This is a genomic window from Micromonospora sp. RL09-050-HVF-A, from assembly GCF_019374995.1.
Classification (GTDB): domain Bacteria; phylum Actinomycetota; class Actinomycetes; order Mycobacteriales; family Micromonosporaceae; genus Micromonospora; species Micromonospora antibiotica.
Map to the genome: position 1 here is coordinate 1,090,419 of NZ_JAGKQP010000002.1, position 22,319 is coordinate 1,112,737.

At 72.9% G+C, this 22,319-nt stretch carries 21 protein-coding genes and 2 pseudogenes; 8 read left to right on the forward strand and 15 right to left on the reverse strand.

Going from position 1 to position 22,319, the window contains the following annotated elements; all coding sequences use genetic code 11:
- Nucleotides 1-7: 7 nt before the first annotated feature.
- From nhaA to J7462_RS05105, 4 genes are all read right to left on the reverse strand, one after another.
- A complete protein-coding gene (gene nhaA / locus J7462_RS05090; protein WP_219462234.1) occupies nucleotides 8-1,336 on the reverse strand; it encodes a Na+/H+ antiporter NhaA in 1,329 nt (442 codons plus the stop codon).
- A gap of 297 nt (nucleotides 1,337-1,633) precedes the next feature.
- Nucleotides 1,634-3,535 (reverse strand): molecular chaperone HtpG, encoded by a 1,902-nt coding sequence (gene htpG, locus J7462_RS05095; protein ID WP_219462236.1) that lies wholly within the window; start codon nucleotides 3,533-3,535, stop codon nucleotides 1,634-1,636.
- A 64-nt stretch (nucleotides 3,536-3,599) separates the two neighbouring features.
- Entirely contained in the window at nucleotides 3,600-4,262 is a 663-nt protein-coding gene (locus tag J7462_RS05100) for a class I SAM-dependent methyltransferase (RefSeq protein ID WP_308290755.1), read from the reverse strand.
- A gap of 102 nt (nucleotides 4,263-4,364) precedes the next feature.
- Nucleotides 4,365-4,904, reverse strand: a complete 540-nt coding sequence (locus J7462_RS05105; protein ID WP_219462239.1) for a DinB family protein — start codon at nucleotides 4,902-4,904, stop codon at nucleotides 4,365-4,367.
- 83 nt (nucleotides 4,905-4,987) lie between these two features.
- Between J7462_RS05105 and smpB the strand changes: the two genes are divergently transcribed.
- Entirely contained in the window at nucleotides 4,988-5,491 is a 504-nt protein-coding gene (smpB, locus tag J7462_RS05110) for an SsrA-binding protein SmpB (RefSeq protein WP_219462247.1), read from the forward strand.
- A 25-nt stretch (nucleotides 5,492-5,516) separates the two neighbouring features.
- Here smpB and J7462_RS05115 read toward each other — a convergent pair whose 3' ends face one another.
- Complete coding sequence (locus J7462_RS05115; protein ID WP_219462248.1) at nucleotides 5,517-6,371, reverse strand: hypothetical protein; 855 nt, start codon at nucleotides 6,369-6,371, stop codon at nucleotides 5,517-5,519.
- Nucleotides 6,372-6,582: 211 nt separating this feature from the next.
- Here J7462_RS05115 and J7462_RS05120 point away from each other — a divergent pair, with 211 nt between their 5' ends.
- Complete coding sequence (locus J7462_RS05120; protein WP_219462249.1) at nucleotides 6,583-7,155, forward strand: helix-turn-helix domain-containing protein; 573 nt, start codon at nucleotides 6,583-6,585, stop codon at nucleotides 7,153-7,155.
- The gene (locus J7462_RS05125) at nucleotides 7,152-8,414 is read left to right on the forward strand and encodes an MFS transporter (RefSeq protein WP_308290757.1); all 1,263 of its coding nucleotides are present in this window, start codon (nucleotides 7,152-7,154) and stop codon (nucleotides 8,412-8,414) included. Before J7462_RS05120 ends, J7462_RS05125 begins: the two co-directional genes overlap by 4 nt.
- A gap of 265 nt (nucleotides 8,415-8,679) precedes the next feature.
- Here J7462_RS05125 and J7462_RS05130 read toward each other — a convergent pair whose 3' ends face one another.
- A complete protein-coding gene (locus tag J7462_RS05130) occupies nucleotides 8,680-9,093 on the reverse strand; it encodes a type II toxin-antitoxin system Phd/YefM family antitoxin (RefSeq protein ID WP_219462250.1) in 414 nt (137 codons plus the stop codon).
- Between the two features lie 85 nt (nucleotides 9,094-9,178).
- Nucleotides 9,179-10,915 (reverse strand): M28 family peptidase, encoded by a 1,737-nt coding sequence (locus J7462_RS05135; RefSeq protein ID WP_219462251.1) that lies wholly within the window; start codon nucleotides 10,913-10,915, stop codon nucleotides 9,179-9,181.
- Between the two features lie 277 nt (nucleotides 10,916-11,192).
- Between J7462_RS05135 and J7462_RS05140 the strand changes: the two genes are divergently transcribed.
- The 3 genes from J7462_RS05140 to J7462_RS05150 are packed head-to-tail and all read left to right on the forward strand — an operon-like array spanning nucleotide 11,193 to nucleotide 14,670.
- The gene (locus J7462_RS05140) at nucleotides 11,193-11,717 is read left to right on the forward strand and encodes a PadR family transcriptional regulator (protein WP_208570643.1); all 525 of its coding nucleotides are present in this window, start codon (nucleotides 11,193-11,195) and stop codon (nucleotides 11,715-11,717) included.
- Nucleotides 11,714-12,394, forward strand: coding sequence for an ABC transporter ATP-binding protein (locus J7462_RS05145; protein WP_219462254.1), 681 nt, complete (start codon nucleotides 11,714-11,716; stop codon nucleotides 12,392-12,394). Before J7462_RS05140 ends, J7462_RS05145 begins: the two co-directional genes overlap by 4 nt.
- Complete coding sequence (locus J7462_RS05150) at nucleotides 12,391-14,670, forward strand: FtsX-like permease family protein (RefSeq protein WP_219462257.1); 2,280 nt, start codon at nucleotides 12,391-12,393, stop codon at nucleotides 14,668-14,670. The genes J7462_RS05145 and J7462_RS05150 overlap by 4 nt, the downstream gene beginning before the upstream one ends.
- Nucleotides 14,671-14,720: 50 nt before the next feature.
- Here the strand turns inward: J7462_RS05150 and J7462_RS05155 are convergent, their stop codons facing one another.
- On the reverse strand, nucleotides 14,721-15,182 hold the full coding sequence (locus tag J7462_RS05155; protein ID WP_219462260.1) for a VOC family protein: 462 nt from the start codon (nucleotides 15,180-15,182) through the stop codon (nucleotides 14,721-14,723).
- Between the two features lie 111 nt (nucleotides 15,183-15,293).
- Here J7462_RS05155 and J7462_RS05160 point away from each other — a divergent pair, with 111 nt between their 5' ends.
- Nucleotides 15,294-16,361, forward strand: coding sequence for a YafY family protein (locus tag J7462_RS05160; RefSeq protein ID WP_219462262.1), 1,068 nt, complete (start codon nucleotides 15,294-15,296; stop codon nucleotides 16,359-16,361).
- Here the strand turns inward: J7462_RS05160 and J7462_RS05165 are convergent.
- From J7462_RS05165 to J7462_RS05185, 5 genes and pseudogenes are all read right to left on the reverse strand, one after another.
- Nucleotides 16,308-17,810: a carboxylesterase/lipase family protein gene (locus J7462_RS05165; RefSeq protein WP_219462264.1), complete on the reverse strand. Its 1,503-nt coding sequence runs from the start codon at nucleotides 17,808-17,810 to the stop codon at nucleotides 16,308-16,310. The genes J7462_RS05160 and J7462_RS05165 overlap by 54 nt on opposite strands.
- A gap of 152 nt (nucleotides 17,811-17,962) precedes the next feature.
- Nucleotides 17,963-18,397: an arsenate reductase ArsC gene (locus J7462_RS05170; protein ID WP_219462268.1), complete on the reverse strand. Its 435-nt coding sequence runs from the start codon at nucleotides 18,395-18,397 to the stop codon at nucleotides 17,963-17,965.
- A gap of 31 nt (nucleotides 18,398-18,428) precedes the next feature.
- Entirely contained in the window at nucleotides 18,429-18,908 is a 480-nt protein-coding gene (locus J7462_RS05175) for a GNAT family N-acetyltransferase (RefSeq protein WP_219462270.1), read from the reverse strand.
- Nucleotides 18,909-18,967: 59 nt separating this feature from the next.
- Nucleotides 18,968-19,696, reverse strand: a pseudogene (locus J7462_RS05180) (aquaporin); the annotation flags it as partial.
- Complete coding sequence (locus tag J7462_RS05185; RefSeq protein WP_374197501.1) at nucleotides 19,693-20,073, reverse strand: ArsR/SmtB family transcription factor; 381 nt, start codon at nucleotides 20,071-20,073, stop codon at nucleotides 19,693-19,695. The gene J7462_RS05185 and the pseudogene J7462_RS05180, both read right to left, overlap by 4 nt.
- Nucleotides 20,074-20,149: 76 nt before the next feature.
- Here J7462_RS05185 and J7462_RS05190 point away from each other — a divergent pair, with 76 nt between their 5' ends.
- The gene (locus J7462_RS05190; protein WP_219462273.1) at nucleotides 20,150-20,596 is read left to right on the forward strand and encodes an ArsI/CadI family heavy metal resistance metalloenzyme; all 447 of its coding nucleotides are present in this window, start codon (nucleotides 20,150-20,152) and stop codon (nucleotides 20,594-20,596) included.
- A 10-nt stretch (nucleotides 20,597-20,606) separates the two neighbouring features.
- On the opposite strand, the pseudogene J7462_RS05195 reads toward J7462_RS05190, so the two are convergent.
- Both J7462_RS05195 and J7462_RS05200 read right to left on the reverse strand, forming a co-directional pair.
- Nucleotides 20,607-21,075: pseudogene (locus tag J7462_RS05195) on the reverse strand (HD family hydrolase); the annotation flags it as partial.
- A 9-nt stretch (nucleotides 21,076-21,084) separates the two neighbouring features.
- The gene (locus J7462_RS05200) at nucleotides 21,085-21,639 is read right to left on the reverse strand and encodes a hypothetical protein (protein ID WP_219462275.1); all 555 of its coding nucleotides are present in this window, start codon (nucleotides 21,637-21,639) and stop codon (nucleotides 21,085-21,087) included.
- Nucleotides 21,640-22,319: the final 680 nt, after the last annotated feature.

Below are 22,319 nucleotides of genomic sequence, written 5' to 3' on the forward strand. Positions count from 1 at the left end.
GGCCGGGTCACCGCCCGGTGGGCCGCTCCGACTCCGGTTCGAAGACGTCCGGTACGCCGTCGCGGTCCAGGTCGATGCTCTCCGCGTCGTGCACCCGCCGGTAGACGCGTCCCCGGGCGCGCAGGATGACGCTGGCCAGCAGCGCAGACAGCAGTGAGCCGGCGAGTACGGCGATCTTGGCGTGGTCGTCCCGCTCACTGCCGAGGCCGAAGGCGAGTTCCCCGATCAGCAGCGAGACGGTGAAACCGATCCCGCCGAGCAGTGCGAGACCGAGCACGTCGAGCCAGTTGAGGCCCTCGTCGAGGTCGGCGCGGGTGAACCGGGACACCAGCCAGGTCGCGATCAGGATGCCGACCGGCTTGCCGATGATCAGGCCGACGACGATGCCGATCGCGACCCGGTCGGTCAACGCGGTGGCCAGGCCGGCGAGGCCGCCGACGGTGACGCCAGCGGAGAGGAACGCGAAGATCGGAACGGCGATCCCGGCGGAGATGGGCCGGACCCGGTGCTCGAAGTGTTCGGCCAGGCCGGGGCCGGCGTCCGGGCCACCGGCCGCCGCGCTGCGGACCACCGGGACGGTGAAGGCGAGCATGACGCCGGCCACCGTGGCGTGCACGCCCGACTCGTGCACCAGCACCCAGGTGAGGGCCGCCAGGGGCAGCAGCAGCCACCAGGACCGGACGCGGCGCTGCACCAGGAACGCGAAGGCGGCGAGCGGCAGCAGCGCGCCCAGCAGCGGGCCGACGGAAAGGTCCGAGGTGTAGAAGACCGCGATGATCATGATGGCGAGCAGGTCGTCGACCACCGCCAGGGTGAGCAGGAAGGTCCGCAGCGCCGACGGCAGGAACCGGCCCACCACGGCGAGCACCGCCAGGGCGAAGGCGATGTCGGTGGCGGTCGGAATGGCCCAGCCCCGGCCGGCGTCGGTACCCGCGCCGGCGGCGATCACGTAGTAGAGGACGGCGGGCACGACCACCCCGCCGACGGCCGCCGCCACCGGCACCGCAGCCCGGCGGGGATCCCGCAGGTCACCGGCGACGAACTCGCGCTTGAGTTCCAGACCGGCCACGAAGAAGAAAACGGCCAGCAGACCGTCGGCGGCCCAGGTGGCGAGGCTGAGATCCAGGTGCAGCGCCGCCGGGCCGACGGTGAGGTCCCGTAGCGCCTGGTACTGCTCCGACCAGGGAGTGTTGGACCAGACGAGGGCGATCAACGCCCCGACGAGCAGGAGTGCCCCGCCGACGGTCTCCTTGCGGAGAATGGTGGAGATGCGGCTGGTCTCGCCCCACGAGCGGCGGGCGAACAGGCTGGTACGGCGCCGGTCGGCGTCGGTCACGGAAACTCCTCGTCGGCAGGGGTCGCGTCATCCATCGCCGACCAGACTTCCCGGCACACCAGGACCCAGCCTATCCGCCGACGCGGCGAGCACATCGACGTTCGCGACCTGGGCACGAGGCCCGGACGCGGCCAGCACCCGCGGCGGCCCGCACAAGCTCCCGCGCGCCGGGGAATTCCCGTACCGCTTCCCCGACCGGGTGGCCCGGTCACCCGGTCGGAGGGGCGCTCGGCACGGTCCGACGAGACGCGGTGCGCTGGTCCCGGCCGGGCACCTCCCGGCCGGGACCGTGCCGGATCAGAGGGTACGGGCCAACCGGTCGGCGAGCAGCCGGGCGAACCGGGCCGGGTCGGCCAGGTCGCCCCCCTCGGCGAGCAGCGCCGTGCCGTAGACCAACTCGGCGGTCTCGGTCAGCCCCGACGTGTCGTCGCCCCGCTGGTGGGCGACGCGCAGGGCGCTGACCAGCGGGTGGGTCGGGTTGAGCTCGAGGATGCGCTTGACCGGGGGCAACTCCTGCCCCATCGCCCGGTACATCTTCTCCAGGGTCGGGGTGATGTCGTGGGCGTCGCCGACGATGCACGCCGGCGAGGTGGTCAGCCGGGACGAGAGCCGAACCTCCTTGACCGTGTCGGCGAGCGCCCCGCCGAGGAAGGTGAGCAGCTCGGCGTACTCCTTGTTCTGCTGTTCCCGGGCGACCTCGGTGTCCTTGCGTTCCTCCTCGGTCTCCAGGTCGACCTCGCCCTTGGCGATGGAGCGCAGCGGCTTGCCGTCGAACTGGCCGACCCGCTCCACCCACACCTCGTCGACCGGGTCGGTGAGCAGCAGCACCTCGAAGCCCTTGGCCCGGAACGCCTCCAGGTGCGGCGAGTTCTCCAGCATGGTGCGGTTCTCGCCGGTGGCGTAGTAGATCTCGCCCTGGCCGTCCTTCATCCGCGCCACGTACTCGCCCAGGGTGGTGGGCTCGGTGTCGTGGTGGGTGGAGGCGACCGAGACCAGCTCCAGGATCGTCTCGGTGTTGTCCGCGTCCTCCAGCAGGCCCTCCTTGACCACCCGGCCGAACTCACCCCAGAAGGTGGCGAAACGCTCCGGGTTGCCGGTGCGCATGTCCTTGACCGTGGCGAGCACCTTGCGGACCAGCCGGCGACGGACGATCTGGATCTGCCGGTCCTGCTGGAGGATCTCCCGGGAGATGTTGAGCGACAGATCGTGCGCGTCCACCACGCCCTTGACGAAGCGCAGGTAGTTCGGCATCAGCGCGGCGCAGTCGTCCATCACGAAGACCCGCTTGACGTAGAGCTGCACCCCGCGCCGGCCGTCGGCCTGGTACAGGTCGTACGGTGCGTGCGCGGGCAGGAACAGCAGCGCCTCGTACTCGAAGGTGCCCTCCCCCCGCATGTGGATGGTCTCCAGCGGGTCGGTCCAGTCGTGGCTGACGTGCCGGTAGAAGTCCCGGTACTCCTCCTCGGCGACCTCGTCGCGCGGACGCGCCCAGAGCGCCTTGCGGGAGTTGAGGGTCTCCTCGGTGGGTTCGCCGCCGTCGACGCCCGGCACGGTGGTGCGGATCGGCCAGGCGATGAAGTCCGAGTACCGCTTGACGATCTGCCGGACCGTGGCGAGATCGGCGTAGTCGTGCAGGTTGTCCTCGTCGTCGGCGGGCTTGAGGTGCACGGTGACCGAGGTGCCCTGCGGGGCGTCGTCGACCGTCTCCACCACGTACGTGCCCTCGCCGCTGGACTCCCACCGGGTGCCCTCGGTCTGCCCGGCCCGCCGGGTGAGCAGGGTGACCCGGTCGGCGACCATGAACGTCGAGTAGAACCCGACGCCGAACTGGCCGATCAGCTCGTTGCCCGCGTTGTCCTTGGACTCCTTGAGCTTGCGCAGCAACTCGGCGGTGCCGGAACGGGCGATGGTGCCGATCAGCGACACGACATCCTCGCGGGACATCCCGACGCCGTTGTCCCGGACGGTCAGGGTCCGGGCGTCCGGGTCGATCACCAGCTCGATGTGCAGGTCGGTGGTGTCCACGTCGAGGTCGGAGTCGACAAGCGACTCCAGCCGGAGCTTGTCCAACGCGTCGGAGGCGTTGGAGATCAACTCGCGCAGGAAGATGTCCTTGTGCGAATAGATGGAGTGCACCATCAGTTGCAACAGCTGGCGTGTCTCCGCCTGGAATTCCAGCGTCTCGGTCCGACTGCTCACACCAACCTCCTCGTACGGTGGGCCAGATCCGCGCAACAGGATACGAGGTATCGTGGCGGCCCGGTCACGCCCGGTCGTCGTCCCGACGAACCAGCAGGCTGGCCTGCGGGGTGCGTTCCATGGCACCGGCGAACTCCTGCGGCGCCCGGCACATCCGGGCCTGCTCCGGCAGTCCGGCGGCGCTCAGCAGCGCGGCCACGTGGTCCGGGCGGCGGCGACGGAACGCCAGCGCCACCGGGTGGCCCCACGCCTCGGTGTAGCGGACCGTCTCGTCGCCGACCTGGAAGGCGAGCAGGGCGTGCCCACCGGGGGCGAGGACCCGGCGGAATTCGGCGAACACCCGGGGCAGCCACTCGTCGGGCACGTGGATGACGCTGTACCAGGCGACCAGCCCGGCCAGCACCCCGTCGGCGACCGGCAGGTCCAGCATGGACCCCTCGACGAAGGTCAGGTCGGGGTGGGCGAGCCGGGCCTGCGCCAGCATGCCCGGGGACAGATCGAGCCCGGTGACGGCCAACCCGAGGTCGCGCAGGTGACCGGTGATCCGGCCAGGGCCGCAGCCGACCTCCAGCACCGGGCCGCCCCCGCCGGTCAGCACGGTCTCGGCGAACGCGGCGAGCATGGCCCGTTCGAGCGGCCGGGCGGCCAACTCACCACGGTTGCGGGTGGTGTACTCGGCGGCCATCGTGTCGTAGGAGGCGCGGGTCTCGGCGAGGAAGTCGGTCACGGCCGCGGACCCTACCGCCGGGCGGCTGCGCCGGGGGCTGCGCCACACCGCCCCTCGACGTCGGCCCCGGGCGGCCCCCGCCCGCGACGTCGCCCCGGGGGGTCAGCGGGTGGTCGTCGGGCGGGTGACGTCGTGTACGTGGTGCACCACGTCGTGCAGGAAGTAGACGGCGAAGCGGCGCACGGTGAACACCGAGCCGTTGCTGCGCCGGCCCGGCCGGTCCCACTGCACGGGCGTGACGGCGTCGAAGGCGGCGGCGGTCGACTCGGCCTGCGCGGCGAGTTCCCCGGCCACCCGGGCCGGTGACTGGTGGAAGTAGTCGTCCTCGACGGCGGTGGCGTCCTGGTCCCAGTTGGGGAAGACCGGGTCGTCCTCGTCGAGCATCAGCGCCAGCCGACCCCGGAAGATCCGGCAGGTGTCCCGCACGTGGCAGGCGTACTCCACCGGCGACCAGACGGTCGGCGCGGGCCGCCGGGTCGCGTCGGGCCGGGACAGCACGTCCCGCCAGACCGGGACGGTGGCGCGCAGCCGGCCCCCGGTGGCGTCGGCCCGCTGCGGCACGAAGCCGCACTCGGCGCAGCCGTCGTCGATGACGCCGGTCCAGTCCCGGTCCTCCGGTGTGATCGCCGCCCATTCCGACATGCGGCGATCCTGCCACGCGGGGGCCGGGCCGCAACCGACGGTAGGGTGTACGCCGCTGGCAGATCCGAGCGGAGGTGGTCGTCGTGTCGCGGGAAGCGGAGCGCAAGCTCATCGCCGCCAACAAGAAGGCCCGCCACGACTACACCGTGCTGAAGACCTACGAGGCGGGCATCGTGCTGGCCGGCACCGAGGTCAAGTCGCTGCGCGAGGGGCGGGTGTCGCTGGTCGACGCGTTCGCCCAGGAGAGCGACGGCGAGCTGCTGCTGCACGGCCTGCACATCGCCGAGTACGGCTACGGCACCTGGACCAACCACCAGCCCCGGCGGACCCGCAAGCTGCTGCTGCGTCGGGTGGAGATCGACCGGATCCTGGAGAAGCTGCGCGACGGCGGGGTGACCCTGGTGCCCCTGTCGATGTACTTCAGCAACGGCTGGGCCAAGGTGGAGATCGCGCTCGCCCGGGGCCGCCGCTCGTACGACAAGCGCCAGGTCCTCGCCGAACGCGACGCCAACCGGGAGATCGCCCGGGAGCTGGGTCGTCGGCTCAAGGGTCGTCGCCCGGCTGGCGGGGGCCGCCGGCAGGGCTGACCTTCTCCCGGAGTGCCCTGCGGGCTCAGCCGGGGGCGCGGTCGTCGGCTGCGGCGGTGTCGGCGGTGCCCGGGGCACCGGCCAGCACGATCGCGGCGGCCACCGTGGTCAGGGTGGCCAGGACCGCCCAGGGCAGCCAACCGGGCCGGACCCCGTCACCGAGCAGCAGCACCCCGGCGACCGACGGGACGACGATCTCGACCGCCCAGAGTACGGCGGTGACCGGCCCGACCGACCCGTGCCGCAGCGCGTGCGCGTAGAGGATCGTCCCGGCCACCCCGGAGACGACGAGTCCCCAGCTGACCGGCTCCCGCAGCAGGTCCCAGGCCGCCGCGCCGGGGTGGCCCAGCGGGTCGGGGGGCGGGGTGAGCGCCCGCGCGCACAGCGCGGTGATCCCCCAGGCGAGGCCGGCCAGGGTGGCGGCGACGACCGGTCGGGCCACCCGCAGGGCGGCGGCCCCGGCGGCGGCGGTCAGCACCGCCGTACCGGCCAGGCCGACCCGGAGCGCCGTCGACGCGGTGACCGGCGGTTCGGGGCCGGCGGCCAGCGAGATGACGGTCAGGGCGGCGACGGTGAGCAGGATCGCCGCGGTGTCGCGGCGGCGCAGTCGCGCGCCGAGCACGATCCGGGCGATGACCACGGTGACGGCGAGGGAGCCGGCGGTCACCGACTGGACCGCGTACACGGGCAGTTTCTGGAGGGCGACCAGGGAGGCGAGCCAGGCCAGCGTGTCGCAGGCCAGGCCGGCGAGGTAGAGCGGGTGCCCGAGGGCACGCAGGGTGCTGGCGCCGCGCCGCGCCCCGACGGCCTGGAGGACCGAGCCGACGCCGTAGGCGAATGCCGCGCCGAGCGCGAAGGTCAGCGCGAGCCCGGACGTCACCGCCCGCTCCCGGCCCGGTCGGATCCGGCCGCCACCGCCGATCCGCTCATCGACACCGCCTCCGGCTCGCGGGCCGGCCGGTCCCCCGGCCGATGCTCCCGTCGGATTGTCCCCGCCCCGCGTGCGGTCCGCAGCGCGTCGACCGGCGGCCCACTGGACCAGCTATACAAGAACTCTTGTACTTCATGTCTTGTTCTTTTACCGTAGCGGCATGACGGAGGAACACCCCCGGCACCTGACCGACCCCCGGGCGATGCGGGCGCTGGCCCACCCGACCCGGTTGCGGCTGCTCGGCGAGCTGCGCGTGCGGGGTCCGCAGAGCGTCGGCATGCTCAGCGACGCCATCGACGAGGCGGTCGGTTCGGTCAGTTACCACCTGGGCAAGCTGGCCGAGCACGGCTTCGTCGAGGAGGCCCCCGAGCACGCCCGCGACCGCCGCGAACGCTGGTGGCGGGCGACGCACACCCGGACCTCCTGGGAGCCGGTCGAGCTGCTCGCCGACCCGGAACGCCGGGCCGCCTCCGACCTGCTCCGCCGCGCGGTCCTCGACCGGTACACCGAACGGCTCGGCCACTACCTCGACGTCGAGGCGACCCTCGACCCGCAGTGGGTACGCGGCACCGCCAGCAGCGACTCATGGCTGCACCTGACCAGCGACGAGCTGATCGAGCTGCGGGCCGACCTGGAGGCGCTGGCCGCCCGCTGGCAGGCCCGCAGCGACCCGGCCCGGCCGGGAGCCGAGACCGTGTCGCTGATGTACCACGCCTTCCGGGACCAGCGGTGACGCCGCGCCACCGTGGGCCGTTGGTCGGCCTGCTGGTCGGTCACACGGTCTCGCTCACCGGCAACATGCTCACCCTGATCGCGCTGCCGCTCTACGTGCTCGCCGAGACCGGCTCGCCCGCCGCCACCGGCCTCACCGGTGCGGTCGCCGCCGTGCCGGTGGTGCTCGGCGGGGCGCTCGGCGGGGTGCTGGTGGACCGGATCGGCTACCGCCGGGCCAGCGTCCTGGCCGACGTGGTGTCAGGGCTGACGGTCGCCGCCGTGCCGCTGCTCGACGCCACCGTCGGCCTGCCGTTCTGGGCGCTGCTCGGGCTGGTCTTCGCCAGCGGCCTGCTCGACACCCCCGGGCAGACCGCCCGCAACGCCCTGCTGCCCGAGGCGGCCACCGCCGCCGGGGTGCCGCTGGAACGGGCCGTCGGCTGGTACGAGGCCAGCGAGCGGGGCGCCCGGCTGATCGGCGCCCCGATTGCCGGCCTGCTCGTCGCCACCCTCGGTGCGCTCCCCGTGCTGGCCCTGGACGCCGTCACCTTCGCGGTCTCCGCGCTGGTCGTGACGGTGCTGGTGCCCCGGTCGCTGCGTCCGGCCACGCCGACCGATCCGGCCGGCGGCGGCTACTGGCGGGAATTCGCCGCCGGGGTGCGGTTCCTGAGCCGGGAGCCGCTGCTGCGCGCGGTGGTGCTGCTGGTGCTGGTGACCAACTTCTTCGACGCGACCAAGAGCAACGTGCTGCTGCCGGTGGTGGCCGACCGGGAACTCGGCGGGCCCACCGCGTTCGGCCTGCTGGTCGGCGCGATGGGTGGCGGCGCGCTGGCCGGGTCGCTGCTGTTCAGCGGGGTCGGCCACCGGCTGCCCCGCCGGGCCACCCTCGTCACCGCGTTCGCCCTGGCCGGTGCGCCGCCCTTCTGGGCGCTGGCCGCCGCGCCGCCGCTGCCCTGGATCGTCGCGGTCTTCGCCCTGTCCGGCTTCGCCGCCGGTGCGATCAACCCGCTGCTCGGCGCGGTGGAGCTGGAACGGGTGCCGGCCCACCTGCGCGCCCGGGTCTTCGGGGTGATCGGGGCCGGCTGCTGGGCCGGCATCCCGCTGGGCGCGCTCGCCGCCGGGGTGGCCGTCGACGGCTTCGGCACCACGCCCGTCCTGCTCACCGTGGGCGGCTGCTACCTGCTGGTGGTGCTCACCCCACTGCTGGGCGGCCCCTGGCGCACGATGGACCACCCGACCACCCCCACCCGCCCAACACGAGCCCCCACACCGGTCAACTGAACCCCACCCACCCAGGCCCCGTGCCCCTTCCCGTTCTCGGTGATCAAGAGGTTTGCGTCAGCTTCGATCTTCAGATTGACGCAAACCTCTTGATCACTTGACGCAAACTTCTTGATCACCGGGGTGGGGTGGGGCGAGCGGGGCGGGAAGTGGAGTCGGGTGGGCATGACGCGTCTACCGGCGGGCGTGCCGGTCGTGGCACGGGTCGGGAGCGGCCCGGGCGTCGGGGTTGACGCGGTGGCCTTGGGTGTCGGGTGTGCCCGGGTCAGTCGCGGCGCAGGTCGGCCTGGGCGGCGCGGAGCCGGTCGACGGCGGGGTCGGTGCCGGGTGGGACGTGCCGGTCCAGCTCGGCCCAGACCTCGGCGAGGGCGTCGGTCATGGCCCGCAGCTCGGCGGCGTGCCGGCGGGCGCCCTGCCGGTGTGACTCCTCCAGCCGGCGGGCCCAACCCGCGGTCACCGTGCCCAGGCGTTCGTCGTCGGCGCGGGCCTGGGCGGCGCTGCGGGCGGCGGAGGCCGGCACGATCGCGGCGACCGGCCGGGGGTCGCCGTCGCGGGTGACCAGGGTGACCGTGTCGGTCAGCTCGGCCATCGCGATCAGCTGGGTCAGCCGGGTACGCAGCTCGCGCAGCGGCACGGATCGGGGTTGACCACTGTGGTGGGACAGCGCGGGGGCAGCCATGTCCCCATGGTCCGACCGGGGTATGACATTTATCGCCATGACGGTCCGGGTGGGGTGGACCAGGCGTCCACCCCACCCGGGTCGGTCAGCTCACCTGCAACGTCACGTCGTCGATGACGAAGCTGGTCTGCAACGAGGAGTCCTCGGTGCCGGTGAACTTCAGGGTCACCGTCTGGCCGGCGTACGCGCCGAGGTCGAACGAGCGCAGCGTGTAGCCGCTGGCCTTGTTGAGGTTGGAGTACGTCGCCAGCGTGGTGCTGCCGACCTGCACCACCAGCTTGTCGTACGCGACGGTGGTGGTCCGCTCGGCGGTGTCGATGTGCAGGTAGAAGGCGAGGGCGTAGGAGGAGCAGCCGGCCGGCACGGTCACCGACTGGGACAGGGTGTCGGTGCTGGTGCTGCCGTTGCCGTTGAGCCATGCCTTGTAGGAGCCGGTGCGGGCCGGCTGGCTGGACGAGTTGGTGATGACGCCGGAGGTGGCCGTCCACGGCGTGGTGCCGGACTCGAAGCTGCCGTTGCCGACGACCTGCCCGCCGGTGCAGCTACCGGTGCCGGTGACGGTGACGGTGTAGCTGGCCGTGCGGGTGGCCGAGCCGGTGCCGGTCACGGTGAGGGTGAAGCTGCCGAGGCTGGCGCTCGACGAGGCGCTGACCGTCATGGTGGCCGAGCCGCCGGAGGTGACCGACGACGGGCTGAACGAGACGCTCACGCCGCTGGGTGCACCGGAGGCCGACAGGGCGACGGTCTGGGCGCTGCCGCTGGTGGTGGCGGTGCTGACCGTGGCGGTGGTGGAGCCGCCCCGGGTGACGCCACCCGAGGTCGGGCTGACCGCGACGGAGAAGTCGTTGGTCGGGGTGCCGCCGCCGACCGCGAGGTCCCAGATGGCGTACGCGACGCCGTCGGCGCTGCGGTTGAGCCCGGTGGCGTTGATGTTGCTGGTGGTGTCGCAGGACGAGTGGTAGCACGGGTCGTACGCGGCGTTGGCGGTGCCGCCCCACTTGCTGGCCTGGGCGCTGGTCTTGCGGGCGCTGGCCCCCATCGCGTAGCCCGAGGTGGGGATGCCGGCCTGCTGGAACGAGTAGTCGTCGGAGCGGCCCTGGCCCTCGGTGTTCTCCTCCGGCGACAGCCCGAGGGAGTCCCAGTACGCCTTGAGCGGCGCGGCGGTGGTGGAGGTGACCCGGTTGATGAAGTAGCCGCCGTTGGTCGAGGCGACCATGTCGAAGTTGTAGTACCCCTTGATGTAGCCCTTCTGGGCGGTGGTCAGGGAGTTGACATAGAACTTGGAGCCCTGCAGGCCCTGCTCCTCGCCGTTCCACCAGGCGAACCGGACCCGCTTGCTCATGGTCGGGTTCTGCTGGGCGAGCACCAGGGCGTTCTCCAGCAGCACCGACGAGCCGGAGCCGTTGTCGTTGATGCCCGGTCCGGCGGCGACGCCGTCGAGGTGCGCGCCGAACATGACCACGTCGGTGGTCGGGCCCTGCGGCCACTCGGCGATCACGTTGTTGCCCTGGTAGGTGCAGCTGGTGCAGGTCTGCTCGGTGACCGTGTAGCCGGCGGCCTGGAGCTTGGACTTCACGTAGGCGACCGAGGCGGTGTAGCCGGCCGAGCCGGCCCGCCGGTTGCCGCCGTTGCTGGTGGCGATGCTCTGGAACTGGGCCAGGTGCGCCTGGACGTTGGCGACCTGGACGTCCGGCGCGGCGAGCGCGGCGACGGCCGGCGCGGCGGTGGCCGGCCGGGCGGTCGGGGCGGCCGTGGCCGGTGGCGCGGCCAGGGCGAGCGTCACCGCGGTGACGGCGGCGATCGCCAGGGTTCTGCGCTTCATGCGTGCTCCTCATGGGGGTCGGCGGGGCATCCGCCCGGGCGTCACCGTCCCGTCTGTCGGATGTGACCGGGGGTGGACGGGCGACCCGCGATCCGGGGGTGGGATCGCGGCGGAAACGCCGGGGAAGCAAACACTGACATGTATCAATCTGCGGGTCAATCCGTCGGACGGTGTCACATTCGCGGGCGACACCGCGGGGGTCACCGGGAGCCGGTCGCAACCACGTCGGCGCTGGGTGTAGACAACGCGCGTATACGCGGTGTGTATAGTCGCCGGCATGTCCATCGGCCAGACCTTCCTCGGCCTGCTGGAGGCGACCCCCCGGCACGGCTACGACATCAAACGGCGCTACGACGAACACTTCGGCCACTCCCGCCCGGTCGCCTACGGCCAGGTCTACGCGACCCTGTCCCGGCTGCTGCGCGGCGGCTTGGTCGAGGTGGAGGCGGTCGAGCCCGGCGAGGGCCCCGACCGCAAGCGGTACGCCATCACCGAGGCCGGCGTCGCCGACGTGGCGCAGTGGCTGGCCCGCCCGGAACAGCCCGAGCCCTATCTGCAGAGCATCCTCTACACCAAGGTGGTGCTCGCCCTGCTCACCGGCCGCGAGGCCGCCGAACTACTCGACGTGCAGCGCGCCGAGCACCTGCGGCTGATGCGGGAGCTGACCCGGCGCAAGCGCGGCGGCGATCTCGCCGAACAGTTGATCTGTGATCACGCGCTCTTCCACCTGGAGGCCGACTTGCGCTGGCTGGAACTGACCACCGCCCGCCTCGACGACCTGGCCGCGCGGGTGCGCGCATGAGCGCCCCGCTGCTGGTCGCCGAAGGCCTGCACCGCAGCTTCGGCGAGACGGCCGCACTGGTCGACGCCGGGCTGCGCATCGACGAGGGCGAGGTGGTCGCGGTGCTCGGGTCCTCCGGCTCCGGCAAGTCCACCCTGCTGCACTGCCTGGCCGGGATCGTCCGCCCCGACCGGGGCCGGGTCGTCTTCGACGGCCAGGACCTGGTGACGATGAGTGACGCCCGGCGCAGCGCCCTGCGCCGGGAGGCCTTCGGGTTCGTCTTCCAGTTCGGCCAGCTGGTGCCCGAGCTGACCTGCCTGGAGAACGTCGCGCTGCCGCTGCGGCTGGCCCGGGTCCCCCGGCGTGCGGCCGAGCAGCGGGCCGGGCAGTGGCTGGAACGGCTGGAGGTCACCGACGTGGCCGGCAAGCGCCCCGGCGAGGTCTCCGGCGGCCAGGGGCAACGCGTCGCCGTGGCCCGCGCGCTGGTCACCCGCCCCCGGGTGATCTTCGCCGACGAGCCGACCGGAGCGCTGGACTCACTCAACGGCGAACGGGTCATGCGGCTGCTCACCGAGGCCGCCCGGGACAGCGGGGCGGCGGTGGTCCTGGTCACCCACGAGGCACGGGTGGCCGCGTACTCCGACCGGGAGATCGTGGTGCGCGACGGGCGGACCCGCAACCTGGAGGTGGCGGCGTGACCGGTCGGGGCGCGCTCGCGGACCTGGCGATGGGTGCCCGGATGGCCGTCACCGGCGGCCGGGAGGGTTGGACCCGGGCGCTGCTCACCGCCGTCGGCGTCGGGATCGGGGTGGCCATGCTGTTGCTGGCCACCGCCGTGCCCGGGGCGCTCGACGCCCGGCAGGCGCGCGGCGACGCCCGCGACGACCTGCGGCTGGGCAAGCAGGTCGCGGCCGGCCCCGGCACCCTGCTGGTCCACCCGGTGGACGCCGAGTTCCGGGGCCGGCCGGTCCGGGGCCGGCTGCTGCGGCCGGAGGGACCGGCCGCGCCCGTCCCGCCAGGGCTGACCGCGCTGCCCGCGTCCGGCGAGGTGGTCGTCTCCCCCGCCCTGCGCCGGCTGCTCGACTCCCCCGACGGCCCGCTGTTCGCCCCCCGGCTGGGCGGCGCGAGGGTCAGCGGGACCATCGCCGACGAGGGCCTCGCCGGCCCCAACGAGCTGGCCTACTACCGGGGCGACGACCGGATCTCCGACGCGCAGGGGGCGACCCGGCTGGACAGGTTCGGCGGCGGGCTGCCCGGTGAGGGTCTCGGTCCGGTGCTGATGCTGCTGGTGGCGGTCATCTTCGTGGTGCTGCTGCTGCCCATCGCGGTGTTCCTCGGCTCCGCCGTGCGCTACGGCGGTGAACGACGCGACCGGCGGCTCGCCGCGCTGCGGCTGGTCGGCGCGGACACCACCATGGTCCGGCGGATCGCCGCCGGGGAGGCCGCCGCCGGTGCCCTGCTCGGGGTCGTCGTCGGCATCGGGCTGCTGCTCGCCGGCCGCCAGCTCGTCCCGCTGGTCACCCTCTACGACATCAGCGTGTACGCCTCCGACATCCGGCCCCCCACCGCGCTGCTGCTGGCCGTCGTGCTGGCCGTGCCGGCGCTGGCCGTGCTGGTGGCGATGCTGGCGCTGCGCGCGGTCGTGGTCGAGCCGCTCGGCGTGGCCCGGCGCAGCACCCCGGTCCGCCGTCGGCTCTGGTGGCGGCTGCTGCTGCCCGCCGCCGGCCTGGCCATGCTCCTGCCCGTGGCCGGTCTGCGCGAGGGCGACGGCGGGGTCACCCGCTGGGTGGTGCCGGCCGGCGCGGTGCTGCTGCTGACCGGCACGGTCACCGTGCTGCCCTGGCTGACCGACCTGCTGGTCCGACGGCTGCGCGGCGGCCCGGTGTCCTGGCAGCTGGCGGTCCGCCGGGTGCAGCTGGACAGCGCCACCTCCGCCCGGCTGGTCAACGGCATCGCCGTGGCCGTCGCCGGCACCATCGGCCTGCAGATGCTCTTCGCCGGGATCGCCGGTGACTTCACCACCGCCAGCGGGCAGGACACCACCCGGGCGCAGGTGCAGGTGCAGTTCCACGACCAGCCCGACCTGGCCAGGGTGCTGCGGCGGCTCGGCGGGGCCGAGGGGGTGACCGCCGCGACCGGCACCCTCAGCACCGTGGCCACCACCGACTCTCCGGACGGCCCACTGCTGGACATCCGGGTCGGCGACTGCGCCGCGCTGGCCGAGTTCGCCCGCCTCGACCGGTGCGTGGACGGGGACACCTTCCTGGCGTCCGATCCGGGTGACCCGATGGTCGTCCCCACCGGCGCGGTCCTGACCATCGAGGACGGACCCCGGTGGCGGGTGCCCACGACGGCGCGCACCGCGCAGGCCCGGCCCGACCCGGCGGGCTGGTTGCAGAACGCGGTGCTGGTCACTCCCGGTGCGGTCGGCTCGCGGGACCTCGGCCCGCTGCGGTCGACCGTCTACCTCAAGCTCGACCCGGCCGCCCCCGACGCGGTCGAACACGTCCGCAACGCCGCCGCCGCGATCGACCTGACCACGCCCGTGTCCGTGCTGTCCTCGACCATCGTGTCGCCCCGGTTCGCCGACATCCAGCGCGGCCTGGCCATCGGCACGGTCGTCACGCTGGTGCTGATCGCCACCAGCATGCTCGTCGGCACGCTGGAGCAGCTCCGGGAACGCCGCCGGCTGCTGGCGATGCTGGTGGCGGTGGGCACCCGACGCAGCACCCTCGGCTGGTCGGTGCTGTGGCAGACCGCCCTGCCGGTCGGGGTCGGGCTGGTGCTGGCGGTCGGGTTCGGGCTCGGCCTCGGCGCGGCCCTGCTGCGGATGGTGCAGGCCCCCGTCACGGTCGCCTGGCCGGTGGTGGGCTTCGCCGTCGGTCTCGGCGCGCTGGCCGTCCTGGCGATCAGCGGGCTGAGCATGCCGCTGCTGTGGCGGCTCACCCGCGCCGACGGGCTGCGCACCGAGTGACCGACCGGTCCGGGTCGGCGACGTCGCCGACCCGGACCGGATCAGGGCGGTCAGCCGGCGTACGGGGTGGCGACGTCGAGGACCCAGGTGACGCCGAACCGGTCGGTGAGCATGCCGAAACCGGGGGCCCACGGCGACGGGCCGTACTCCTCGATCAGGTCGGCGCCCTCGGCGAGCCGGTGCCAGAGCGCGCCGACCTCGTCGGCGTCGTCCCCCCGGACGGCGACGAAGAACCGCTCTCCGGTCAGCGTCGTGCCGTTCTTGCGGGTGGTGGTGGTCGGCGCGGCTGCGGCGGGGGCGCCGGCGGGCACGTCGTAGGCCATGATGGCGAAGCCGTTGTCGGCGGTGACCTGGCCGAAGACGACCCTGTCGGCGTCCGGCAGGTCCTTCGGCATCCCCAGGTCGCCGTAGCTGACGACGGTGCTGCGGCCACCGAAGACGGCCTGGTAGAACTCCAGCGCCGCGCGGGCGTCACCCCGGAAGTTGAGGTGTGTGGTGGCGGAGATGGCCATGGTCGACTCCTTGCTGATGGTGCTCGACGCCCGGAAGTGGGCTGGTCAGGAGCAAGATTCTCAGCAGTAGGTGACAGGTTGTGGCACCTACTGCGGGCAGAATCTCCACTCATGCCGACCACGTCCGCCCGCCTGCTCGCCCTGCTGTCGCTGTTGCAGAGCCGTCGGGACTGGCCCGGCGGGGTGCTGGCCGAACGCCTGGGCATCAGCCTGCGCACCGTGCGCCGCGACGTCGACCGGCTGCGGGAACTCGGCTACCCTGTCGCCGCCGTCAAGGGGCCCGACGGTGGTTACCGGCTCGACGCCGGCACCGAGCTGCCCCCGCTGCTGTTCGACGACGAGCAGGCCGTCGCCCTCACCGTCGCGCTCCAGGTCGCGGCGACCGGCGCGGACGGCGCACTCGCGGACGCCGCCGCGCGGGCGCTGCAGACCGTACGACAGGTGCTGCCGACCCGGCTGCGGCAGCGGGTCGGGGCACTCAGCGTGACCGCCGTCGCACGACCCGCCACCACGCCGACCCCGCCGGTCGACGGCGGGGTGCTGCTGGCGCTCAGTGCCGCCGTGCAGACCCGCGAGATCCTGCGCTTCGACTACGGGCCCGACAGCACCGAGCGCCCGGCCCGGCACGCCGAACCGCACCACGTCGTCACCTGGGGCGGCCGGTGGTACCTCGTCGCCTGGGACCTCGACCGGGCCGGCTGGCGGACCTTCCGCATCGACCGGATCACCCCGCGCCCACCCCACGGGCCGCGCTTCACCCCCCGACCGCTGCCCGGCGGGAACGTCGCCACCTATCTCACCGGGGTCTTCCGGGGGTCGGCCGGCGGGTCGGCGGACTGGCCCTGCCGGGGCACCGTGCTGCTCGACCTGCCCGCGGCGACCGTCGCCCGGTACACCCGCGACGGTCTCGTCGAGGAGGTCACCCCCGACCGGTGCCGGCTCACCCTCGGGTCGTGGTCCTGGGTGAGCCTCGCCGCCGCCGTCGCCCGCTACGACGCCGAGATCACCGTCGTCGGCCCGCCGCCGCTCACCGACGCGTTCGCGCTGCTGGCCGGCCGGTTCACCCGTACCGCCACCGGTGGTGTCGCCGCCGGGAAGTCAGCGGGTTCCGCCGCCGGGACGCGGTCAGGCCAGCAGGGGGAGCGCGGCGAAGGTGTGGTCCCGCCACAGCAGCCGTGACGTCTCCTCCGGGTACGCCACGACCGTCGGCCGCTCGTCGAAGATCCGGGTACGGCGACCGGCGTCGTACGGCGGCCAACCGGGGTCGCCGGTCGCGGCGAACGCCGTCCACGCCCGGCGGAACTGCCTGGACAGCTCGTGCGCCGCCGGCGGAGGCGGATCACCGATCAGCATCGCGGGCTGCCCGCTGGTCAGGTTGCCGAAGACCAGCGGCACGTCCAGGCCGTGACAGGCACCGAGGGCGCCGCCCAGGCCCGACGCCGGCCAGGTCAGCTCGTAGAGGTGGGCCCGGCCGCCACCGGCGACCTGCGCCTCGGCCAGGTGCAGGCTCGGCATCCGGAACAGCCAGTCCGCGTTGACCAGCTCGTACAGCTGCTCGTCGGTCGCGGCCGGGAACGCCTCCCGGTAGCGGCGGGCACCGTCCGGGCCCGGGGCCAGCATCCGCAGCGCGGTCCCGGTCTGCTCGGGCGTGACCTGGCCGAGCACGCCGTCGAGCAGGCTGAACAGGCGGTGCTCGTCGCGGGTGTGCCCGACGAGCAGGTCGACGTCGCGGGCGGCACCGTCGGCCAGCGCCCGCCACGGGGTCGCCGGCAGCACGTCACCGTCGACGACCGGCGCGAACGGGATCGGCCGGTGGGTGATCTGACCCCACCGTTCCCGCCACCTGACGATCCCGGCCGAGATCGCCTCGCCCACCGCCGGCAGCCGGTCCGCAGCCACCGTCGACAGGTCGGCCAGGGTCGGTCGTACCCCCAGCTCGGCGGCGCAGGCGGCGGTGACGTCGGCGGCCAGCTCGGGCGAGAGGAACGTCCCCGGGACGCTCTGCGCGACCGCCCGCCGCAACAGCCCGGCGGCGCGCGGCATGGCCAGCAGCGCGGCGACCGAACCGCCGCCGGCCGACTGCCCGAAGACCGTCACCCGTCCCGGGTCGCCACCGAAGGCGCGGATGTTGTCCCGCACCCACTCCAGGGCCGCCACCTGGTCGAGCAGCCCCCGGTTGGCCGGGACCCCGTCGAGCTGCCCGAAACCCTCGAAACCGAGGCGGTAGTTGAGCGTCACCACGACGGTCCCGCCGCCGGCCAGGTGCCCGCCGTCGTACTCCGGGAGGCCGGAACAGCCGACGAGGTAACCGCCACCGGGAATCCACACCAGGACCGGCAACCCCGCCGCCGGGTCCGGCTCCGGCGTCCACACGTTGAGCGTCAGCCAGTCGTCGCCGGTGCCCTGCGGGGACGTCCCGAACGCGTCGGGCTGCGGAGGCGGCGGACCGAAGGCGAGCGCCGGGCGTACGCCCTCCCAGCGGGATACCGGTTGCGGCGCGGCGAACCGGTGGGCACCGACGGGCGGCTCGGCGTACCGGATGCCCCGGAACACCGCGCGGCCCGCCTCCCGGCAGCCGCGCAGCACACCGGCCACGGTACGGACCTCCGGCTCGGACTCCGACGGCATGCTGGCCCCCTCCCCCGCTCCCGGTCGGCCGCAGCATCCCAGCGCCCGCCGACCACCGGCAAACCATTTAGGGCCTTCGAACGAGGTCGGTCACCAGGCCTGTCGGCGGGAGCCTCCACTGCGCTCGTGACGCGGGAGCCACCGGTGTCCGGTCAGGCCTCGATCCTGGCGTCCGGGGTCAGGTCGTCGAGGAGCCGGGCGACGTACTGGCGGATCTCGTCGCGGACCTCGCGGACGACGGACAGCGGCTGGCCGGCGGGGTCAGTGAGTTTCCAGTCCTCGTAGCGTTTGCCGGGGAAGACGGGACAGGCGTCGCCGCAGCCCATCGTGATGATCACGTCGCTGGCCTCGGCGGTGTCCCAGTCGAGGATCTTCGGCTCTTCGGCGGTGATGTCGATGCCGACCTCACGCATGGCGTCGACCGCGACGGGGTTGACGTGTTCGGCGGGTTCGGAGCCGGCGGAGCGGACCTCGACGGTGTTCCCGGCGAGGTGGCGCAGCCAGCCGGCGGCCATCTGGGAGCGGCCGGCGTTGTGGACGCAGACGAACAGCACCGATGGCGTGGTGGGCCGGGCGGGGGTGCTCATGGGTGGTGGACCTCTTCCGGTGCTGACGTGGCTAGGTGATGGTGGGGCTGCGGCGTTCGATGAGGATGACGTCGCGCCATCGGTCGTGGTGGCGGCCGAGGCGTTCGCGTACGCCGATGGTGCGGAAGCCGCAGGCGTGGTGCAGGGCGAGGCTGGCGGTGTTCTCGGGGAAGACCCCGGACTGGATGGTCCAGATGCCGGCCTGTTCGGTGGAGTCGATGAGTCGGTGGAGCAGGAGCCGGCCGACGCCTCGTCCTCGGGCGTCGGGGTGGACGTAGACGGAGTGCTCGACGACCCCGGCGTACACGCACCGGTCGGACACCGGGGTGCACGCGACCCAGCCGAGTACGCGGTCGGCAGCCGGGTGGTCGACGGCGACCCAGCGGTGTTCGGGCAGGCGGGTGCCGGTGAACCGGGCCCAGGTGGGTGGTTCGGTCTCGAAGGTGGCGTCGCCGGTGGCGATCCCGTGCCGGTAGATGTCGAGCACCGCCGGGGCGTGCTCGTCGGTCATCGGCACGAGATCGGGGCGGGGCGGCCGGACGCCGGTCATGAGGCGGCCCGTTCCGGCTGCGCCGGTGCCAGCTCGACCGCCACGCCGTCCGGCTGTCGAACCGTCGGATACCACCAGGTGATCGCGGCGACCGCGATCCCGACGGCGGCGAGCTGTGCGGCGACGAACCCGGCCGCCGAGGTGGGGGCGATGCCGGCGAAGGTGTCGGTGAACATGCGGCCGATCGTGACGGCCGGGTTGGCGAACGAGGTGGAGGCGGTGAACCAGTAGGCGCCACCGATCCACGCCCCGACCGCCGCCGGAGCGACCGCGGTCCGGCGGGCACGGGTGAGGGCGGCGATCAGCAGGAGGAGCCCGGCGGTCGCGACGACCTCGGCCAGCCACAGTCCGCCCCCGTCCCGCTGGCGGGTGGAGATCGTGACGGCGGGCAACCCGAACATCAGGTGTGCCAGCACCGTGCCGCCGATCGCACCGAGCACCTGCGCCACGACGTACGCGCCGAGATCACGGGTCGACAGACCCGCTCCCGTACGGCGGGCCTGCCACCAGTCGGCGAGCGACACGACGGGGTTGAGGTGGGCACCGGACACCGGGCCGAAGATGAGGATCAGCGCGCCGAGGGCGAACGCGGTGGCGATGCTGTTCTCCAGCAGTTGCAGCCCCACATCGCCCGGCGACAGGCGGGTGGCGGCGATCCCGGAGCCGACCACGGCGGTGACGAGCAGGCCGGTGCCGACCAGTTCCGCCGACGCCCGACGCAGCACGGCGTGCGGCGGGTCGGGCGTCACCGGGTCGGCCCGGTCGACGCAACGGCAGCCGAGACGTCCAGGAGCTGGGACAGGACGGCGAGGCGGGCCGGAACGATCCAGTAGTAGACCCAGGTGCCCCGGCGCTGGCAGTCGATCAGCCCGGCCTCGCGCAGCACCTTCAGGTGGTGGGAGATCGTCGGGCCGGTCAGGGTGAACGCGTCGGTCAGCTCGCACACGCACACCTCGCCGCCGGCCCGCGCGGCGATCAGGGACAGCAGCCGCAGTCGTACCGGATCACCGAGGGCCTTGAAGCCGCGTGCCAGACCGGCGGCGGCGTCTTCCGTCAGGGCCTCGGTGACCATCGGCGCGCAGCAGGCCGACGGGTCGGCGAGGACCGGCAGTTGTTGTCTCGACACCCGTCTAGTTTGACAAGCATCAAACCAGAGTGCAATCCTCTGCCTAGATAGTTATCTAAACAACCGGAGGTGTGGGATGTCCCGCGTCCAGCTCGCCCTGCGCGTCTCCGACCTGGAAGGGTCGATCGCGTTCTACTCGAAGCTGTTCGGCACCGAGCCGGCCAAGCGGCGGCCCGGCTACGCCAACTTCGCCATCGAGGAGCCGCCGCTGAAGCTGGTCCTGCTCGAAGGCACCCCAGACCAGGCCACCGCGATCGACCACCTCGGGGTCGAGGTGTTCGACGGCGCGCAGGTCACCTCCGCCACCGACCGACTCACCGAGGCCGGGCTGATCACCCTGACCGAGAACGACACCTCCTGCTGCTATGCCCTCCAGGACAAGGTCTGGGTTCGCGGCCCCGGCGACGAGCGCTGGGAGGTGTACGTGGTCAAGGGCGACTCCGACCAGTACGGCACCTCCGCGCAGACCCCGCCCGCAGCCGACGACGAAAGCACGTGTTGCGAGACCACGTCCCGCAGCTGACGCCTGGGGGCTACACCGGGGGCGGGGTGAGCCAGCCGAGGGGTTGACCGCTGAGGGCGGCGTCGGCCAGGCGGTGCGCGCCGGCGGTCCTCAGTGCCGCGCGTGAGCTGTCGATCCAGCGTTGGACGTCGCCGATGCCCTGGTGGCGGTATTCGACCGCCTGAACGAGGCATTCCAGCTTGTCGGCGTCGCGGGCGACGATGGCCTCAGGTGTCTCGCCCGCTTCGTACTCGGCGACGGCGGCGTTGACGAGGTCCGCGACGGCCGGCGGGCAGGCAGCGACCTGGTCGGCGGTGACCGTGGCGTTGGGTGCGGCGGCGAGATAGCGCCTGGCGATGTGCGGGATGTCGGTGATCCGGGTTTCCTGGGTGTCGTGCAGGACGCACAGCATCGACACCCGGGCCGGGTCGGCACCTTCCATGGCGGCGAGCATCATCCCGATCAGCGCCGGTCCGGAACGAGTGGTCGGCGATGGATTCGACGCTGGCTCAGTTCGCCGTCGCCAGCTCTGAGGCGTGCCCCTGCTCCACGCACAGCGCCGCCTTGGAGTAGCGGGCGAGCACCTTCCCGCCGTCGCGTTGCGGGTCAGCCAGGCCCACCGTCACGCACCTGCCGAAATCGGTGCCGACACTGTGCACCGTCACCCCACGCTGCTGCCAGAACGCCTGGTCGTCCCGAACCTTGGCGGCCCATTCCTCAAGATTCGCCGCCGAGTACGTGGCATCGACGAAGTCGACCAGCACCGCCGGCACCAGGGCGCGTACCGCCGCGTCCATACCGGCGGTCGGCACGCGGTAGACCAGCAGGCGCCCGCCCGGCATGTCCACGGCCACGCCGGCGTACGCGGCCGGCCACCGGCCCGGGGCGACCTCACCCACCCGAGCGCCAGCGTCCATCAGCGCCTCCTGACCTGGCCAGTACGACTGCCCCGGCACGGGCGACGAGGGCGGCGGCTGCGGCGCGGCCTGCGCGGCGACGGTGCCGCAGGCGGCGAGCGCGGCGAGCAGCGGCGCAACGAGCAGCGTAGTCAGACGACAGTGCACGGTCGGACCTCCTACGGGGCACGGCGAGCTGCACCATTCGGACACTACGGGTATAACGATCCGGTCGGTGAGGAGACTCACGGCCTCGACGCCCGGGGAGCATCAACGCGGACAATGACCCGACACCTGTGACGCCGCCTACGTAGCCGAACGAAGCACCTGGTGCCTGGTGGCTATGCCGGTGGTGGTGGAGTAGGCCAACCACTTCCGGTCCGGGGCGGTGCAGCTTATGCCGACCGCGACCAGCCGTTGTTTGAGCTGTTGAACGGCTTGCAGTGCTGTCGAATATGGCATTCAGGGGGACTCATTCCGGGCGGCACGCCTTGCCGCCATCGCGGACAGCTACTTCACTGTGACTCCGAGAAGTCTTTGTCGGAGTAGTAGGTAGAAGCCTGGGAGGCAGCCCAAGCATGAGCAGTAGGAGCTTGTCAATGACCGCACCAAGGAGGCGGAGGGATCAACCGAGGTTACCCGTCATGGCGGCCCCACGCCGTCGTGCGACTGAGGGAAACACAGACTCTCCTGCTGTCGATCGCGGCCGTACTCACTGCGGTGACGACGTTCGTGGTTTAGGTAGTCCAGCATTAGCCGACGCCGGGCGATCGAGGTCGAGCCGAAGGGCTTGACCTCGACACCTCGGCTGAGTGGCGTTGGAGCGTTAGACAGAAAGCACCGAAAAA

Excerpts from the sequence above, each read along its gene's own strand:
- J7462_RS05130 (WP_219462250.1), bottom strand. The coding sequence starts at position 9,093 with ATGGCTGCCCCCGCGCTGTCCCACCACAGTGGTCAACCCCGATCCGTG.
- J7462_RS05165 (WP_219462264.1), bottom strand. The coding sequence starts at position 17,810 with ATGCCGTCGGAGTCCGAGCCGGAGGTCCGTACCGTGGCCGGTGTGCTG.
- J7462_RS05135 (WP_219462251.1), bottom strand. The coding sequence starts at position 10,915 with ATGAAGCGCAGAACCCTGGCGATCGCCGCCGTCACCGCGGTGACGCTC.
- J7462_RS05175 (WP_219462270.1), bottom strand. The coding sequence starts at position 18,908 with ATGACCGACGAGCACGCCCCGGCGGTGCTCGACATCTACCGGCACGGG.
- J7462_RS05140 (WP_208570643.1), top strand. The coding sequence starts at position 11,193 with ATGTCCATCGGCCAGACCTTCCTCGGCCTGCTGGAGGCGACCCCCCGG.
- J7462_RS05120 (WP_219462249.1), top strand. The coding sequence starts at position 6,583 with ATGACGGAGGAACACCCCCGGCACCTGACCGACCCCCGGGCGATGCGG.
- J7462_RS05170 (WP_219462268.1), bottom strand. The coding sequence starts at position 18,397 with ATGAGCACCCCCGCCCGGCCCACCACGCCATCGGTGCTGTTCGTCTGC.
- J7462_RS05155 (WP_219462260.1), bottom strand. The coding sequence starts at position 15,182 with ATGGCCATCTCCGCCACCACACACCTCAACTTCCGGGGTGACGCCCGC.
- J7462_RS05160 (WP_219462262.1), top strand. The coding sequence starts at position 15,294 with ATGCCGACCACGTCCGCCCGCCTGCTCGCCCTGCTGTCGCTGTTGCAG.
- J7462_RS05145 (WP_219462254.1), top strand. The coding sequence starts at position 11,714 with ATGAGCGCCCCGCTGCTGGTCGCCGAAGGCCTGCACCGCAGCTTCGGC.
- J7462_RS05105 (WP_219462239.1), bottom strand. The coding sequence starts at position 4,904 with ATGTCGGAATGGGCGGCGATCACACCGGAGGACCGGGACTGGACCGGC.
- J7462_RS05190 (WP_219462273.1), top strand. The coding sequence starts at position 20,150 with ATGTCCCGCGTCCAGCTCGCCCTGCGCGTCTCCGACCTGGAAGGGTCG.